This is a genomic window from uncultured Shewanella sp. (genome assembly GCF_947501665.1).
In the GTDB taxonomy this organism is placed as follows: domain Bacteria; phylum Pseudomonadota; class Gammaproteobacteria; order Enterobacterales; family Shewanellaceae; genus Shewanella.
This window is the reverse complement of record NZ_CANMWS010000033.1, coordinates 1-18,133: the sequence shown is the minus strand read 5'-3', so window position 1 is coordinate 18,133 and position 18,133 is coordinate 1. Positions and strand designations below refer to the sequence as shown.

At 39.8% G+C, this 18,133-nt stretch carries 15 protein-coding genes; 6 read left to right on the top strand and 9 right to left on the bottom strand.

All coding sequences use genetic code 11. The features are described 5' to 3' along the window. Positions 1 to 7: 7 nt before the first annotated feature. Both Q0976_RS20755 and dmeF read right to left on the bottom strand, forming a co-directional pair. On the bottom strand, positions 8 to 1,378 hold the full coding sequence (locus Q0976_RS20755) for an MATE family efflux transporter (protein ID WP_299496007.1): 1,371 nt from the start codon (positions 1,376 to 1,378) through the stop codon (positions 8 to 10). Between the two features lie 302 nt (positions 1,379 to 1,680). Further along, complete coding sequence (gene dmeF, locus Q0976_RS20750; RefSeq protein ID WP_299496006.1) at positions 1,681 to 2,649, bottom strand: CDF family Co(II)/Ni(II) efflux transporter DmeF; 969 nt, start codon at positions 2,647 to 2,649, stop codon at positions 1,681 to 1,683. A gap of 420 nt (positions 2,650 to 3,069) precedes the next feature. On the opposite strand from dmeF, the gene eco reads away from it, so the two are divergent. Beyond that, positions 3,070 to 3,624, top strand: a complete 555-nt coding sequence (gene eco / locus Q0976_RS20745) for a serine protease inhibitor ecotin (RefSeq protein ID WP_299496003.1) — start codon at positions 3,070 to 3,072, stop codon at positions 3,622 to 3,624. A 66-nt stretch (positions 3,625 to 3,690) separates the two neighbouring features. On the opposite strand, the gene Q0976_RS20740 is transcribed toward eco, so the two are convergent. From Q0976_RS20740 to zwf, 4 genes are read right to left on the bottom strand one after another with little or no spacing between them, the layout of a single operon-like run. Beyond that, a complete protein-coding gene (locus tag Q0976_RS20740; protein ID WP_299496000.1) occupies positions 3,691 to 4,332 on the bottom strand; it encodes a bifunctional 4-hydroxy-2-oxoglutarate aldolase/2-dehydro-3-deoxy-phosphogluconate aldolase in 642 nt (213 codons plus the stop codon). 19 nt (positions 4,333 to 4,351) lie between these two features. Next, entirely contained in the window at positions 4,352 to 6,178 is a 1,827-nt protein-coding gene (edd, locus tag Q0976_RS20735; RefSeq protein ID WP_299495997.1) for a phosphogluconate dehydratase, read from the bottom strand. A 9-nt stretch (positions 6,179 to 6,187) separates the two neighbouring features. Further along, positions 6,188 to 6,886: a 6-phosphogluconolactonase gene (pgl, locus tag Q0976_RS20730; protein WP_299496084.1), complete on the bottom strand. Its 699-nt coding sequence runs from the start codon at positions 6,884 to 6,886 to the stop codon at positions 6,188 to 6,190. Positions 6,887 to 6,899: 13 nt separating this feature from the next. Beyond that, a complete protein-coding gene (zwf, locus tag Q0976_RS20725; RefSeq protein WP_299495995.1) occupies positions 6,900 to 8,369 on the bottom strand; it encodes a glucose-6-phosphate dehydrogenase in 1,470 nt (489 codons plus the stop codon). Positions 8,370 to 8,677: 308 nt separating this feature from the next. Here zwf and Q0976_RS20720 point away from each other — a divergent pair, with 308 nt between their 5' ends. Continuing rightward, entirely contained in the window at positions 8,678 to 9,532 is an 855-nt protein-coding gene (locus Q0976_RS20720; RefSeq protein WP_299495992.1) for a MurR/RpiR family transcriptional regulator, read from the top strand. A 192-nt stretch (positions 9,533 to 9,724) separates the two neighbouring features. Beyond that, positions 9,725 to 11,164: a pyruvate kinase gene (gene pyk, locus Q0976_RS20715; protein ID WP_299495990.1), complete on the top strand. Its 1,440-nt coding sequence runs from the start codon at positions 9,725 to 9,727 to the stop codon at positions 11,162 to 11,164. 56 nt (positions 11,165 to 11,220) lie between these two features. Here pyk and Q0976_RS20710 read toward each other — a convergent pair whose 3' ends face one another. Both Q0976_RS20710 and Q0976_RS20705 read right to left on the bottom strand, forming a co-directional pair. Continuing rightward, the gene (locus Q0976_RS20710; RefSeq protein WP_299495987.1) at positions 11,221 to 13,500 is read right to left on the bottom strand and encodes an acyl-CoA dehydrogenase; all 2,280 of its coding nucleotides are present in this window, start codon (positions 13,498 to 13,500) and stop codon (positions 11,221 to 11,223) included. Positions 13,501 to 13,520: 20 nt separating this feature from the next. Further along, the gene (locus Q0976_RS20705; protein ID WP_299495985.1) at positions 13,521 to 14,156 is read right to left on the bottom strand and encodes a TetR/AcrR family transcriptional regulator; all 636 of its coding nucleotides are present in this window, start codon (positions 14,154 to 14,156) and stop codon (positions 13,521 to 13,523) included. Positions 14,157 to 14,361: 205 nt separating this feature from the next. Between Q0976_RS20705 and Q0976_RS20700 the strand changes: the two genes are divergently transcribed. The 3 genes from Q0976_RS20700 to Q0976_RS20690 all read left to right on the top strand — a co-directional run bounded on the left by Q0976_RS20700 (position 14,362) and on the right by Q0976_RS20690 (position 17,435). Further along, positions 14,362 to 16,200, top strand: coding sequence for a M2 family metallopeptidase (locus tag Q0976_RS20700; RefSeq protein ID WP_299495983.1), 1,839 nt, complete (start codon positions 14,362 to 14,364; stop codon positions 16,198 to 16,200). Positions 16,201 to 16,381: 181 nt separating this feature from the next. Further along, a complete protein-coding gene (locus tag Q0976_RS20695; RefSeq protein ID WP_299495981.1) occupies positions 16,382 to 16,960 on the top strand; it encodes a DUF4440 domain-containing protein in 579 nt (192 codons plus the stop codon). Next, positions 16,953 to 17,435: a YchJ family protein gene (locus Q0976_RS20690; protein ID WP_299495979.1), complete on the top strand. Its 483-nt coding sequence runs from the start codon at positions 16,953 to 16,955 to the stop codon at positions 17,433 to 17,435. Before Q0976_RS20695 ends, Q0976_RS20690 begins: the two co-directional genes overlap by 8 nt. Before the next feature lie 11 nt (positions 17,436 to 17,446). Here Q0976_RS20690 and Q0976_RS20685 read toward each other — a convergent pair whose 3' ends face one another. Next, positions 17,447 to 17,932, bottom strand: a complete 486-nt coding sequence (locus Q0976_RS20685) for a VC2046/SO_2500 family protein (RefSeq protein ID WP_299495977.1) — start codon at positions 17,930 to 17,932, stop codon at positions 17,447 to 17,449. Positions 17,933 to 18,133: the final 201 nt, after the last annotated feature.

Below are 18,133 nucleotides of genomic sequence, written 5' to 3'. Positions count from 1 at the left end.
ATGTGCATTAATGCCTAGATAACATTAAACGGTATAGGCATATAAAACGAAGCGTCAGTGTGACAGCACAGACCATGATACCTATCGCTAAACCAACCCATAAGCTTAACCCACCATATTGTAAATAAAAAGCTAAAACAGCCCCAAATGGAAGCGCAAATAACCAAAAAATACTAAAAAGTACCATCGTGGGTTTATACACATCTTTATAGCCACGTAACGCCCCTAGGCTAATAATTTGGGATGAATCAAAAAGTTGATATGCCCCCACAATAAACAATAAGCTCGTTGTAAAATCGATAAGCTCTAATTCAGTAAAAAACACCCCCAACAATGCACGCCCTTGTAACATGAATAGCGCAGCAACGCCTCCCATCACTATTCCACTTAAGCACTGAGCACCAATAAATATAGACATAGTATCATGGACTTTACTCTCACCTAAAGCATGCCCAACTCGAATAGTAACGGCAAATGATATCCCCCAAGGAATAATCGAACCAGACATAGCGCACACCAACGCAATTTGATGTGATGCAAGCGCGACGGTTCCTATTATTCCCATAAAAATAGCTGTGATAGAAAAAGCCCCATACATAATAAGACCTTGACCCGAAATAGCCAAAGACATTGCCAATAAATCCATTAATTGAGACTTTTTTATCGGTTTAAACCATTTTTTAGGATGGTAAGCCCGAAATTTCTTTCTAAAAAAGACATAGAAAAAAATAGCAAAAAATGCCATAGTTCGTGCAATAAAAGTGGCTACTCCTGCGCCTAACAACCCTAGTTTTGGCGCGCCCCAATGACCATGGATCAACATATAATTGAGCACAATATTTAAAATAACAGTGGCCAGTAAAATGCTAACACCAGCCCAAGGATCGTTTTGTGCATCAGTAAAACTCTTTAATACTAACGCTGGAGTTGCCGGAATTAACGATAATGCAACCCAAAAAAGATAAGGAGGCGTCATGGCCACGACCTCTTCAGGCTGACCTAATTTAGCTAAAATAAACATTAACCCTATAAAAAAGAAACACTGAGCGATACCCGTAATAACAGAAAAAATCATGGCATAGCGAAATTCTTCTGCACCAGATTCAACATTTTTTGCGCCATAAGCATAAGCGATTTTTATCAAAAAAGCAGATGATAAACCAAATGATATTGTTAACATTAATGGCGCTAATATATTAACAAAAGCCACAGAAGCAACGGCAACGACTCCTAAGCTCGCAACCATGAGTAAATCGATAATACCCAGTAATATTTGTGAAAAAGAGGAAAGAATAAGAGGTAAAGAAAGAATCAATGTCTGATGAAAATATTTATTCCATATCATTTTAATATAGCCGATAAAAATGACCTTTTTCATAATATTATTCAATATATTTTTAAAGGAGATAATAAAAGTATAATATTGATTTCAATAATAAAGCATAATTTAATTCATCGTATAGGCAGCACTCATTTTTACCAAGATCATCCTCTATATTTGCAACGTACAAAATGTTTCATCAACAAAAAGTGAATTTTACAAAACACTTGGTATTGTTAACACCATCTATCTTAAATGGATGAAAATTTCGATAAAAGTGAGTCATTAATGCTCTTTTTATTGTGAATGTTCCCAGTACTGCTCACAATAAAAGCAAGACCTAATAACTCTTTTTTACTTTAACAAATAGCCTCCTTTTCCCCTGAACAATCATTTTGACGACAAAGGTTAATTTCAATGGTGACATGGGACAATTTATCAAATCGAGTCAGTTGCTGCTTAAAGTAGTCTACGTCTTTAGGATCATGAGACACAATAGCAATAATAGCGGCATAATGATCGCTTGTTATTGCCCAAATATGAATATCGCTCACTTGATGATCATCATTATCTTCAATTAACGCCACTATCTGCGCTTGATAGTCCGCATCAATATTGGCATCTAATAAAATAGGACTGGTTTGCTTTAATAATCCCCATGCCCATCGACTAATAATAATACTGCCGATAATCCCCATAACAGGATCGAGCCAATTTAAACCGAAAAACTTCCCCATGAGTAAAGCACCAATGGCGAATAATGACGTAAGTGCATCGGCCAAAACATGAAAATATGCCGCTCTCAAATTATGATCATGGCTATGCTCTCCATGACTGTGATGTCCATCATGATGATGAGAATGACTATGATGATCTTTTAACAAAAAAGCACTCAACACATTCACTGTTAAACCAATAACCGCAACTAAAATAGCCTGATTAAATTGTATGGATTGTGGATTTAGCAACCTAAATGCGGACTCAAATATCATAATAAGTGCAACTAACCCTAAAGCCACTGCACTAGTAAAGCCTCCTAACACACTCACTTTACCCGTTCCAAAAGAAAAGTTGGGGCTGTCGGCATGCTTCCTTGCGTATTTAAAGGCAAATAAAGTGATCATAAAAGCCGCGGCATGGGTACCCATATGCCAACCGTCAGCCAGTAATGCCATAGAACCGTAAAATGTGCCTGCTATGATCTCTGCAAACATGGTGATAATCGTCAGATACAACACATATCGAGTATTCCTTTCCCCAGAATGATTAATATTTGTATACTGATGCTTATGCTGCCAATGTGAAAGAGAATGTGGCTTTGTAGACATATATAAAAACCTTTATAAGATGAAATTGGCCGCTATGTCCTGATAGTGAGAAAAGAGAGCAAATGGCCATTAATCAGCATATATTGCCATTATTAGACGATAACAACACAAGATCATACTAACAAAGATTAAAAATAAGTCATAAAAATCGAGTTCCCAACATCGAGATTAATAAATAAATAATTTTAAAATGAAAGACTTAAATAGAAACCTTATCAAGATAACGCCTTAAGACATCATGTAATATTCTTGTTACTTCAAAGAATATATCGTATCTTAATATTGGCTAAAATCAGCAGGCATTAACAAGAGATAATTGCTATCGATATAAAAATGATAAAGTCACAAGCATTTTTTTTTAATCACTCATAAGTGATTACATTGATATAAATAAGGTATAGAAAGCCTTTTGGAGTCGTAATGAAAATATTAACCCCCCCCTTTCAACCTTTTACATTTAACCGTTTTTTTTGTTCAGTCATCAGTACAATAGCCCTTTTTTCTCTTCCTTATGCTCATGCACATGCTGACAGTCATATCATTGGCCACAGTTATACCAGTGCCAATTATCAAGTAGAAGAAGCCAGTAAAATGTTTCCAGCTCCCTCAAAAGGCATGACACAGCATATTATTTACTTACCCAAAAAAAATAATGAAGCCAACTATAAAATTGAGTTTGAAATAGGACAAACCAAAGTCATTGATTGTAATAAGCACAGCTTAACGGGAAAAATAGATCAACACTCAGTGAAAGGTTGGGGCTATAACTATTATCAAGTTAACTCGATTGCACCCGGTCCAAGCACGATGAGGGCTTGTATGAAGTTTGATAAGAAAGAAGCCTTTATTCGCCTACCCAGCGATTTAACACTGCATTATAACAGTCGAGTCCCTTTTGTATTTTACCTACCTGAAAAAGCTCAGTTGCGTTACCGGATCTGGGAAGCACAAAGTCCTTTTCAAACCACAGAATAACAGTAGCACTCAAAATAAAAAGGAAGCAATGATGCTTCCTTTTTTAATAAACACAAACCAATCACACTACAGCCCTGTTAATGCCTCTTTACAAAGCGTGGTGATCTTATTCCAATCACCTGCCGCCATCGCATCGGTTGGCGCAATCCAGCTCCCACCAATACAATCGACATTGGGTAAAGCTAAATACTTTTTATAAGAATCAGGTGATATGCCTCCCGTTGGACAAAAACGGATATTGGCTAATGGGCCTGAAAACGCTTTCAATGCATTCACGCCACCCGATGCCTCAGCCGGAAAAAACTTAAAATGGGTGTAACCCAACTCCATGCCAGTCATCACTTCAGAAATACTGGCCACGCCAGGAATTAAGGGAACAGTACCCGACATTGCCGCTTTTAATAATTCAGGCGTTGCCCCTGGGGTGATCACAAACTGAGCCCCTGCTTCTACCGCTTGATTTAACTGTTCTTCGTTAAGTACTGTACCTGCACCTACGTAAGCTTCCGGCACTTCTTTGGCAATTTTAGCGATAGCTTCAAGCGCACAAGCCGTCCGTAACGTCACTTCAAGAACCTTTATTCCTCCAGCCACTAACGCTTTGGCTAAAGGTACGGCATCTTCAATCTTATTGATCACCATCACAGGAACAATAGGACTGCATTTAAAAATATCTTGTGACTGTATAGACCAATTATTCTCAAGCATGGGGTTATTCTTCCTAATCTTAATAATTTTCATCAATAGCTTGGGTACAACGAGCACCCGTTTCTGGACTGCTTAAATTCGAACGCAGCGCACCAAATAATTCACGACCCATACCATAACTAGACGGTTGTAAATTAACGGTCTCAGCCACTCGAGCGTTTAAAGTTGATTCATCGACCAGTAGACTCAATTCACCTGTTAATGCATTCAAACGGATCATATCGCCCTGTTGTACTTTAGCGATTAAGCCACCATCTAATGCCTCTGGTGTTAAATGAATTGCTGCAGGCACTTTGCCTGAAGCGCCAGACATACGGCCGTCAGTTAATAATGCCACTTTAAAGCCTTTATCTTGCAGACTGCCTAAAATTGGCGTAAGTTTATGCAACTCAGGCATACCAATGGCTTTCGGTCCTTGACCTTTCACCACCACCACACAATCTTTATCTAACTCACCCGCTTTAAATAAAGCATCTAACTTATTTTGATCGTCAATAACGACTGCAGGAGCTTCAACAATTCTATTGCCTTCTTGTACTGCCGATACTTTGATGACCGCACGACCTAAATTGCCCTTCATGAGTTTTAAGCCACCATTCGCTTGAAAAGGTGAGTTAACCCCCGTCAATACATCTTTGTCAAAGCTCTCAGTGGGTCCTTCGACCCAAGACAATGCACCATCAATTAATTTAGGCTCTTGGGTATAACGCCTAAGACCCGGTCCGGCAACAGTTTGAACATCTTCATGCAATAAACCGGCGTCAAGTAACTCTTTAATCAATAGCGCCATTCCGCCTGCGGCATGAAAATGGTTAATATCAGCATGCCCATTAGGGTAAACACGAGCCAATAAAGGCACAGCATCAGAAAGTTCTGAAAAATCATCCCAATTGATGATTATGCCAGCGGCTCGGGCGATGGCGACAATATGCATAGTCAAGTTGGTCGAACCACCTGTTGCCAGTAGTGCAACAATACCGTTCACAATTGACTTTTCTGAAACTATTTGCCCTATCGGTGTATATTGTGAGCCCATATCATTGAGACGGCACACCTGCTTGGCGGCCGTTTTACTCAAGGCTTCTCTGAGAGGATCATCAGGATTAACAAAAGAAGAGCCCGGAAGTTGTAATCCCATCACCTCTAACATCAACTGATTGCTGTTGGCTGTACCATAGAAAGTACAAGTACCCGCACTATGATAAGAAGCCGATTCAGCTTCAAGTAACGCAGCACGATCAACTTTACCTTGGGCAAATTGTTGTCTTATTCTTGCTTTTTCTTTATTTGGGATCCCAGACTTCATTGGGCCTGCAGGCACAAACAACATAGGCAAGTGCCCAAAACTCAACGCACCAATTAATAATCCAGGAACAATTTTATCGCAGATCCCTAATAATAATGCGCCATCAAACATATTATGTGACAGACCCACAGCCGTTGCCATGGCAATCACTTCTCGGCTCAGTAGACTCAGTTCCATACCAGGCTGACCTTGAGTCACGCCATCACACATAGCAGGCACACCGCCGGCAACTTGTGCAACGCTGCCGATTTCTTGGCAGGCCTTTTTCAACAAATCCGGATACACTTCATAAGGTTGATGAGCTGATAACATGTCATTAAACGCTGTCACGATACCAATATTGGCTTTATTGAGCTGTTTAATGGACGATTTATCATCAGGGTTACACGCAGCAAATCCATGAGCTAAATTTCCACAGCTCAACGCACTACGATGTACACCTTTTATTTTCGCATCTTCTAATGCAGATAAGTATTGCGCTCTGGAGACTTCACTACGCTTAATAATACGCTGAGTCACAGCTTCTATAACGGCTTGCATAATAACTCCTTAAGCACTCCAATAAACATCAACAGGGGTACTGTTTTGCCCCAAAACAGCACGAATAGGCATTTCTGCCACCGCTTTACTGGTTAATGCTTCACGGTAAACAGATAACTTCTGCTCACCAACGATGTGCAAATAAATTTGGCGACTCGCCAAAATCGCAGATTTAGATAAAGTGATCCTTGCATTAGGTGCTGTGGTGGGATTCACAGCCACACAAAGATCGTCAGTTGTCAGTGCTTGATTTAATTCAGCAGAGCAAGGAAACCAAGAACACGTATGTCCATCATTACCCATGCCCAAAATGACCACATCAAAAGGACGAGAAAAGTGAGCAAGTTGCTCAATAGTCATCGCGACACCTTGTTCAGGCGTCGAGAACATATTTTTTAACCCCTGAAATTTCGCACTCGCCGCCTTATTGGACAATAAGTGCTCTTTGACTAATTTTTCATTTGAATCACTGTGATCATTATCGACCCAACGTTCATCAGCAAGGGTAATTTGGACTTTATTCCAATCGATACCTCGATGGCTTAACTGTTCAAACAATGCCAAAGGCGTCGAGCCACCAGAGACAACAAGACTTGCCTGGCCTCGAATATCAACGGCTTCTTGTAGTTGATCGCCAATACGTTCAGCTAATTGCTGCTCTAATGCCACTTTGTTATCAAAGGATTTAAATACCGTTTCTTTAATCATGTTACTTTTATCTCTATTCATCCCAAGAACGACCATCTTTTGCGATTAACGCAACTGATGCCACAGGCCCCCATGTGCCTGCAGGATAAGGTTTCGGTTTTTCACTACTGCTTTCCCAAGCATTGATGATCCCATCCACCCAACTCCAAGCTTGCTCTACTTCATCACGGCGAACAAATAAGGCTTGGTTACCTAACATGGCTTCTAACAATAAACGCTCATAAGCATCTGCAATACGTTCCGTTTTAAAAGTATCAGAGAAACTTAAATCCAGTTTGGCCGTTTGAAGACGTTGTTTTTCCTCTAATCCAGGGACCTTATTCATCATTTGTATTTCAACCCCTTCATGAGGCTGTAAACGAATAGTCAATTTATTAGGCGGTAAATTACGGTAATTTGAACGATACAAGTTGTGAGGAGGGTTTTTAAAATACACCACAATTTCAGAGCTCTTAAACGGCATCCGTTTACCACTTCGAAGATAAAACGGTACGCCCGCCCAACGCCAGTTATCAATATCCACTCTCAATGCGACAAAAGTTTCTGTTTTAGAATTAACATTTGCCCCTTCTTCTTCTAAATAACCAGGTGCAGGAGAGCCTTTCAAAAAGCCAGATGAATATTGACCACGAACAGTATTTTCAAAGATATTATCTTCATTGATAGGCCGTAATGATTTAAGCACTTTGACCTTTTCATCACGAATACTGTCTGCATCGAGATTAACGGGTGGATCCATCGCCACTAAAGTCAGTACTTGCAGTAAATGATTTTGGATCATATCGCGCATCTGACCCGCTTTATCAAAATACCCCCAACGCCCTTCTATGCCGACTTCTTCTGCTACAGAAATTTGTACATGATCTATCGTACGATTATCCCATTTTGATGCAAATAACGAATTAGCAAAACGTAATGCAATCAAGTTTTGTACGGTTTCTTTCCCTAAATAATGATCAATACGATAAATCTGTTCTTCATTAAAATAAGCGGATACTTGATCATTAATGACTTTTGAAGAAGCAAGATCAGATCCAATTGGTTTTTCCAGTACAACGCGGGTATCAGGATAAATCAGCTTTTGTTCATTTAAGCAACGACAAATATCACCAAAAATCGCTGGCGGGGTCGCAAAATAACAGACTGTTGAGCGTTTTTTCGGTTCAAGTACCGTATGAAAAGCTTTATAACCTTTCGACTCTGTAAAATTTGTCCCGATATAATGACAACGATCCAAAAAACGATTCAATGTGTCAGAACACATTTCTTCTTTAACGAAAGTCGTTAATGCAGCTTCCACTAATGCTCGGTATTCTTCTAAAGTAAAATTATCTTTTGCGACACCCAGAATTTTAGTGTCTTCATTGAGTAATTTAGCTTTATCCAATTGATATAAAGAAGGCAATAATTTTCGCTTTGCTAGATCCCCCTTTGTTCCAAAAAGAACAAAATCACAAGCTTTGGCTTCTGTTGTTATACCCATCGAGACGTCATCTCCTATCATTACAGTGTCCAGCCTAATAAAGGCAAGAATTCACACATTTGTTGTAATATAACAACAGAACTTAATAATTGCATCTAAATTTTGTAAATTATCGCCTTTAGTACTCACTAGTCAGATGTCTACAAGATCTGCTATGCTTTCGTGATAAAATTACTATATTTACTAGTTACTTTTATACTTTCACTAGTATAATTTATTGTAACGCCCTACGCTGTGTTATAGAACAAAAAATAACCATCGTAGAAAGTAAAAATAAAACTACATTCCTTCTGAGTGGACATATACATATGAATACCCTAGAAAAGGTACAAAAAAGTCTGACACACTTTAGTAAATCTGAACGTAAAGTCGCAGAGGTGATCCTTGCTTCACCTCAAACGGCTATCCACTCAAGTATCGCCACACTCGCTAAAATGGCAGATGTTAGCGAACCAACAGTTAACCGTTTTTGCCGCCGACTCGACACAAAAGGCTTTCCAGATTTTAAGCTGCACTTAGCACAGAGCCTGGCTAACGGAACTCCTTATGTCAGTCGACATGTTGAAGAAGATGATAGCCCTGATTCCTATACAACCAAGATATTTGAATCTTCAATGGCCTCATTGGACACAGCCAGACAAAGCATCGATACCGCAGCGGTCAATAAGGCTGTCGATATTCTCACACAGGCCAAAAAGATTTCTTTTTTTGGCTTAGGTGCTTCCGCTTCTGTTGCCCATGACGCACAAAATAAATTCTTTCGCTTTAACGTACCCGTTATTTGTTTTGATGATGTGCTCATGCAGCGCATGAGTTGTATCAATAGCAACGATGGTGATGTGGTCGTACTCATCTCCCACACAGGTAGAACTAAATCCCTGATTGATATAGCTAAACTTGCTCGTGAGAATGGTGCTGCAGTGATAGGCATTACCGCAAGACATTCACCATTATCGAATGTCTGCACACTGCCTGTCACAATGGAAGTGCCAGAAGATACGGATATGTATCTTCCTATGGCTTCTCGACTTGCTCAATTAGTGATTGTAGATGTCTTAGCCACAGGCTTTACATTACGTCGTGGCCCTCGATTTCGTGAGAACTTAAAACGCGTTAAAGAGGTTTTAAAAGAATCTCGCATCGATAAAGATCCCATTCTGTAATTGAATTTCGTGATTTATTCTAGCCGTTGTCTCGATCTGAAACGGCTTTAATCAAATAAATAACCTATATGAGTCATTAATACACCTGGTTTTATCTAGCAAATTTTCGTAATTTTCCTACAAAAAAGACCAATGTCTGGTATGATAGTCAAGTAATAAAGTCCCAGAATTTAAATCTTAACGGAGTATGATATGTTCCGCAGAACAAAAATCGTCACCACATTAGGCCCAGCAACAGATCGCGATGATAACCTACGTCGCATCATAGCAGCAGGGGCTAATGTTGTTCGTCTTAACTTTTCCCATGGTTCAGCTGAAGATCATTTAAAACGTGCAACTGATGCCAGAGCCATTGCTAAAGAGTTAGGTGTACATGTGGCGATCTTAGGCGATTTACAAGGGCCTAAAATTCGAGTTTCAACCTTCAAAGATAATAAAAAAGTACAATTGAAACTTGGACAAGCTTATATCCTTGATGCTGATTTAGGCAAAGGTGAAGGGGATGAAAATCAAGTCGGTATCGACTATAAAGCCCTACCACAAGACGTTAGCATCAACGATATTTTAATGCTTGATGATGGACGTGTTCAACTGAAAGTTGAACGTGTAGAAGGCAATAAAGTGCATACCAGTGTCACTGTTGCTGGTCCTTTATCTAATAATAAAGGCATTAATAAACAAGGCGGCGGTTTATCTGCAGAAGCACTAACAGAGAAAGATAAACAAGACATCCTTACCGCTGCTGCCATTAATGTTGATTATCTTGCGGTGTCATTCCCGCGCAGTGGTGCCGATCTTAACTATGCCCGCTCTTTAGCCGTTAAAGCAGGCAGTAAAGCATTAATTGTTTCTAAAGTTGAGCGTGCTGAAGCGGTTGCAACAGACAAAGCAATGGATGATGTTATTAAATCATCTGATGCGGTCATGGTTGCTAGGGGGGATTTAGGCGTAGAAATTGGCGATCCCGCCCTAGTCGCGGTACAAAAAAAGCTTATCAGTCGTTCTCGCCAACTGAACAAACCTGTCATAACAGCAACGCAAATGATGGAGTCAATGATAAGCAGCCCTATGCCTACACGTGCAGAAGTGATGGATGTGGCTAATGCGGTGCTTGATGGCACTGATGCTGTTATGTTGTCGGCAGAAACCGCTGCTGGGGATTTCCCTGAAGAAACCGTTAAGGCCATGTCAGATGTCTGTTTAGGGGCTGAGTCACACCCAAGTGTACAAGTCTCTAAGCACAGAATTGATCAGCAATTCTCGACCGTTGAAGAAACAATCGCTTTATCTACTATGTACGCTGCTAATCATTTAGACAGTGTTAAGGCAATTGTCGCTCTTACGGAGTCGGGTGCAACCCCACAATTAATGTCTAGGATCAGTTCTTCATTGCCTATTTTCTCTTTATCTCGTCATCAAAGCACCTTAGCTAAAATGGCTTTATATCGAGGCGTGCAACCTTTCTACTTTGATTCGACACAATTCGCCTCCGAAAACTTACCTCAAGAGGCATTAGCTGCATTATCTCAGGCAGGCTATTTACAAAGTGGTGATATGGTATTAATGACTAAAGGTGATGCCATGGAGACCATCGGCGGCACCAATACCTGTAAAATTGTTATCGTGGCTTAATAAAACACACAATAAAAAAGGACGCAATTGCGTCCTTTTTTATTGCTTCTAAATCACTACAAAGTGTCGAAATCATCAACAGCAATTGCAGCTTGCCTTAATTTATCGGCATCAATTAATGCTTGATGTTCATCTTTAGTAATAACATCAGCCTTCAAAGCCGCTTCAAATAACGCTACAGGCGCTATCTTGACCGGTAATTGGCCACTTCTTTGAGCCTGTTTCAATTTTTTATACGAGCCTTTACACGCATACTTTGCTAAAAAAGCTTGTTCAACTTCCCCAATACCACCTGTGTCATCTTTCAGATCAGGACATAAAAAGGTTAATCTGTCCCTTGCAGGTCCAGGTTTACTCATGCTCTGTGCCAAATCAACAGATAAGCTATCACTAGGAGCATTAAAGCGATTTCCTAGTGGGAAAATAATCACCCGTAATAATATTGCCACCATTTTATTTGGAAAATTACGAATAGCGTCATCTAAGGCTTTTGCTGCAAATTGTAAGCGTGTGGCCATGACATGCCGAACAGCCGGTAAATCATCAAACTGGCGACCATTATCTTCAAACATTTTTAGCGTTGCTGATGCTAAATACAATTGGCTGAGCACATCACCTAAACGCGCCGATAACATTTCTTTGCGTTTTAAATCTCCGCCCATAATTAACATCGATAAATCAGTCATAAAAGCTAAAGCGGCAGATAGACGCGTCATGTCTTTATAATATTGCTTTGTTTCTCCACTCACAGGGCCTGTCGCTAAGCGGCTTCCCGTTAATGCATGTCCAAACGCACTTAATGCGTTGCGAGCAGCGTAGCCCATATGTCCAAGCAATAATGCATCAAAACGTGCTAAGCCATCTTTTTCATCTTCCATGGCCGCCGCTTCCATTTCAGCTAACACATAAGGGTGACATCGTGTTGCGCCTTGACCAAAGATCATCAAACTACGTGTTAAAATATTCGCCCCTTCAACGGTAATCGAAATAGGCACTGACATATAACCTTGGCCTAAATAATTCTTAGGGCCCAATTGGATCCCTTTACCCGATTGAATATCCATAGCATCGTCCATCACCTGACGACCCAACTCAGTCATATGGTATTTTGCAATCGCAGTAACCACCGATGGTTTCACTTTTAAATCAATGCCCGTTGTCGTTAATCGACGTGCCGCTTCAAGCTGATAAGTATTGGCAATAACTCGTGCTAAAGCTTCTTGAACCCCTTCAAACTGGCTGATCGATAAACCAAATTGTTGACGAACATAACTATAAGCGGTTGTTGTTTTGGTCGTCATATGACCCGATGCAGTTGATAATGCAGGTAAAGAAATACCTCTTCCTGCCGATAAACATTCCACTAACATGCGCCAGCCTCGACCAGCGTACAATGGCCCACCAATGATCCAATCCAGTGGTATAAAGACATCTTTACCCGACGTCGTACCATTCATAAACGCCATATTCAGTGGATTATGGCGGCGACCTATTTCAACACCCAAATGATCTGTCGGGATCAATGCGCAAGTGATCCCTATATTGACATTATCTCCCAATAAACCCTCAGGATCGCGCATTTGAAATGCTAGACCTAGCACAGTAGCAACTGGCGCTAACGTAATATAACGCTTATTCCAACTCAGTTTTAACCCTAAGGTTTCTTCCCCATTAAATACTTGTCGGCAAACAATCCCCTCATCAGGAATAGCTCCCGCATCCGAGCCCGCTTCAGGTCCAGTTAACGCAAAACAAGGAATGGCTTTACCGCTAGCTAAATCCGGTAGCCAATGATTTTTTTGTTCAGCCGTCCCATAATGTGTCAACAATTCACCTGGGCCTAATGAATTAGGCACCATCACAGTTACCGCGGCACTCACACTACGACTGGCTATTTTGCTAACAATAGTCGAATTCGCATACGCTGAAAAAGCTTTACCACCATATTGTTTTGGAATAATGAGGGCAAAGAAACCTTCCTTTTTGAAGTAATCCCAAAGCTCGGGAGGTAAATCCTTTCTATTTTGAACAATATCATGATCGTCTATCATTCCAAGTGCTGTCATAACTTGATTATCAATAAACGCTTGCTCTTCAATGGTTAAACTGGGTTTGCCATAGCCATGTAGAGTATTCCAATCAGGTTTGCCTTGAAATAATTCTCCTTCCCACCACACATCTCCCGCTTCCATTGCCTCTTTTTCAGTATTGGATAAGGGAGGCAATACCTTTTTAAAAAAAGTGAATGCTGGTTTGGTTAATAATGTCATACGGGTACTTTTCACACTAAAAAGCACCACAACCACGACGAATAAAAATAATATAAAAAATGCCATCAATACAATACCTTATTAAATTAGCCTAACGGTGCAGACACCCCAGCAGAAAGATAAGGGATCACTTTTCGAATCACCGCTTCAATATCATTATGCTCGTTAAAATCTGCTGCAGCAATTTCTGTTAATGCATCAGCAGAGGCCATAGTAAAAACCACCGTGCCTAAAGTAAAATGTAACCGCCAAAACATTTCAGCAGCCGGAATTTCAGGCGCACTTTCTGCCACCGCATGCACAAATTGCGTGAGGTATTGGCCATAATGTGTCGTAATAAACCAACGGAGATGCCCCTGGCTCTCAATGTAACCACGACCCAATAATTGTAAAAAAATCAGAGTGCCATCAGTACGCACATGATTCAAATCTAATAAAGGTGAGACTAAACTTGAAAAAATATCATCTAAACTGGCACATTCTTTTTGTTCTTTTACCGTTATAATTGCACCCGCAGCAGCAGGCATAAAGACATCCATGTAACGAGCCAATACAGCTCGAATAAGCTCTTTTTTCGAGCCAAAGTGATAATTCACTGATGCCAAATTGACCTCAGCTTTACTGGTGATCAATCTCAATGAGGTTTCAGAAAAACCTCTTTCTGCAAATAGTTTTTCAGCTGAATCCAGAATTTTTGTTTTAGTATCGGATTGGTTTGCCATTCCGTGATCCTAATTCTTAAGTTAATGATTTAAACACTTGTTTAAATTAAACACTCGTTCACTTTTTGTCAAATAGATTTCGTCTTTATAGCGGCTCTTTTTCATTGTTTTAAACTTAAAAACAAACGTTTTTTTTTCTTCAGCTGTTTTATAGTAACAAAAAAGGTAAAATGCACACACAAAAATAACATAAGGGAAGAAATTGATGAGTCTATTCGTAGTAAGACAGTCGCGTCTATCTATCGCTGTAGCGATGATGTTGGGATTATCAGCTTGCAGTGATCCCCAGATAAAAGATCAAGAAAATATTGAAAAATCAACAATAACAGCAAATCAGTTTCTCAATGATGCTGAAAATCGCTTAAGCCAATTATCCATTGAACAAAACCGCGCTGAATGGATTTATAACAATTTTATTACCCATGATACTGCTCAACTCGCCGCTAAGGTGGGTGAAGAAAAAACCGCAACCTCTGTGTTATTAGCCACTCAAGCCGCACAATACAGCCAAACAGAATTAAGTGATATAGATAAAAGAAAGCTCAATATTCTGCGTAGTTCTCTGGTCCTTCCTGCTCCATTAGATCCGATTAAAAATGCTGAACTGGCACAGCTTAATGCTGAGCTGAACGGACTCTATGGCAAAGGTAAATATTGTTTGAAAGATGGTCGATGCCTGACCCAACCAGAACTGTCAGTCATTATGGCAGAATCAAAAGATCCAGCCATATTACTGGAAGTATGGGAAGGTTGGCGTAACATTGCCAAACCAATGCGCCCCTTGTTTGAACGAGAAGTGGCCTTAGCCAATGAAGGAGCCAACGATTTAGGTTATGACAACCTTTCTGTCTTATGGCGCAGTCAATATGATATGAAGCCAGATGATTTTTCAAAAGAACTTGATAGTTTATGGACACAAGTTAAACCACTATATGACTCCCTGCATTGTTATGTTAGAGGTGAGTTAAATAAAGAATACGGTGACACTATTGCACCAGCTAACGGCCCTATTCCCGCTCATTTATTAGGAAACATGTGGGCACAAAGCTGGGGTAATATTTATGATACCGTCGCACCGGCAGATGCCGATCCTGGCTATGATATTACTCAGCTATTACGTGAAAAAAATTACTCTGAAATAAAAATGGTTGAACAAGCTGAAGATTTCTTCTCTTCTCTTGGCTTTGAACCGCTTCCAGACACCTTCTGGGAACGTTCACTTTTTACTCAACCTAAAGATAGAGACGTTGTGTGCCATGCATCTGCTTGGGATCTTGACGATCTCGACGATATACGCATTAAAATGTGTATTCAAAAAGACGCTGAAGATTTTATCACGATTCATCATGAATTAGGCCATAACTATTATCAACGTGCTTACAAAAATCAACCTTTCATCTTTAAAAATAGCGCCAATGATGGGTTTCATGAAGCCATTGGTGATACTGTCGCCTTATCTATTACACCCAGTTACTTACAACAAATCGGTTTATTAGAAACGGTCCCAGATGCGTCAAAAGATATTGGCTTATTATTAAAACAAGCACTCGATAAAGTCGCTTTCCTTCCTTTTGGTTTAATGATTGATCAATGGCGCTGGAAAGTCTTTAACGGTGAAATTACGCCTGATCAATATAATCAATCATGGTGGGAGTTAAGAGAAAAATATCAGGGTGTTAAAGCCCCAATTGAGCGCGATGAAACGGATTTTGATCCTGGAGCTAAATATCATGTTCCTGCCAATGTGCCTTATACACGCTATTTCTTAGCCCATATTTTACAATTCCAATTTCACCAAGCCCTTTGTGAAATGGCACAAAATACAGGCCCTATTCACCGCTGCAGTATTTATGGTAATAAAGAAGCGGGAGCCAAGTTGAATACCATGTTAGAAATGGGACAAAGTCAACCTTGGCCAGAGGCACTCGCCGTTGTCACAGGTAGTCAAAGAATGGACGCCAATGCCGTATTGGATTATTTCGCGCCTCTTCAAGTCTGGTTAAATGAGAAAAATAAACTCGCAAACCGACAATGTGGTTGGTAAGCCCACTCATTCAATCAAATAAACTGGCTGTTTAAAAACTCAACTCGCCATTAAAACGCCTTGCTAAAAGGCGTTTTTTTATGCACTTAATACTTTTTACATATTTTGTAAAGATCTTATGCTGTCATTACCGAAGGGGAAGTATTATAGTTAGGGTTGGCATAACAAGAGCCTGAATATTATGAATTCATCAAACATTTTGACAATATTTTTGCTTTCTTTTTCTCTTTTTTTCAGTGCATCAAGTTTTGCAATTGATGATGACAATACCATGATTAACCATATTTACCATCATTTTAACAAAGCATTTAATACACTCGATCCCCAAGAAATGTTTTTTATCTATGCACAAGATGCATCTTATGTATCGAATAACCAAAATAAGGAAATACTGCTAGGACGTAAAGATATCATCGATCAATATCGTACATTTTTTGCCAAAATAAATGATAGAAAAGCCAATATAGACGTTGATTTTCGAATTGTGAAACGGCATATTGAGGGTAAAAGTGCAACTGATATCGGCTATTACCTTATTCGGTATTACCCCTACAGTGATGACGGCGAACCTATCAGTGAGTTTGCTGGCAAATTTGTCGGCGTATCTAAAAAATACCCCAATGGGCATTGGTATCTTGTTGTAGAAACCAATAATAAAGCCGATACTGACTTTTATTATGATGCTAAACCTCAGCCTAACCTGTATTATGGTCGCCAATTTCCTCCTATCAACTCAGGCCTTGTCAATACTCATGATTGAAACTGCCTCTTATGAACCCTCAAGCTTATGCCCATGTGGCTCAATGCAGCCTTATGGCCAATGCTGCTATCTTTCTCATCAAGATCATACACAAGCCTCTTCACCCGAAAAGCTCATGCGCTCTCGATATAGTGCATTCGCCATAAAAAAATTTGATTATATCATTGCAACCCAACATCCCGATTATCAAAACGGTTTAACCGTTGAGCAACTTGCCAACGACCCACAACCTCAATGGTTAGGGCTAGAAGTATTAAACAGTGAACAGCGCAGTAAAGAAGGCATTGTGATCTTTAAAGCTTGGTTTAAACAAAACAAGCAATTAGATGTGATTTACGAGCGTTCAAACTTTATATTACAAAACAAACTTTGGTATTATACCGATGGCGAACAACAGCAATGTGCATTACCTAAACGAAATCAAAGTTGTATCTGCCACAGTGGTAAGAAGTTTAAACAATGTTGTATGCCTTAATATTGACATAATTAAGCTTGTAATATGAGTTGGCTCATTTGTCGTTGAGTCGTTAATTGCTCAATTAAAGTGACTGCCTTAGTGTCCATTGATGAATTAAGCATATCCGCCCGCTTTTGAGTGTGGTAGTCACAATTATCCATTACGGTTTGAAATTCAACACCGTTGCCACTTCGAACCACTAACGCTTCTTGCATTAATCCATCTTGTAATCGAAAGCCCATCGTCCCCGACAAATGAAATGCCTGACTATTATCAACGATGGGCTGCTCATTGTTTAAATCCGCCACAAGTCGTTGCTTAGCAGGTAAATGAAATTGTGATCTCTCACTTTGCTCATTTGAGGGTTGATTTAGCTGAAATTGAACGCTCTCTTTTTGTTCTGCTGACAAAAGGGCCAACAACAGGCCAAACTCACCTCTTCTATTCGCTTCAACAGCCTGATTAAGCCGAGAGCCTAAACTTAACTCGTTCACTAAAGAAATTGTATTTTGCATAAAAAAAAACCACCAAAACAAGCTGTTGATAGTTAATCGACCACTTAACACAATACTTTAGTAATAATTTAAAATAGACCTTTACATCATAAAAAAATCTGACTACTATTGCCGCCGCAATTGAGGAGGGGTTCCCGAGTGGCCAAAGGGATCAGACTGTAAATCTGACGGCTCAGCCTTCGAAGGTTCGAATCCTTCTCC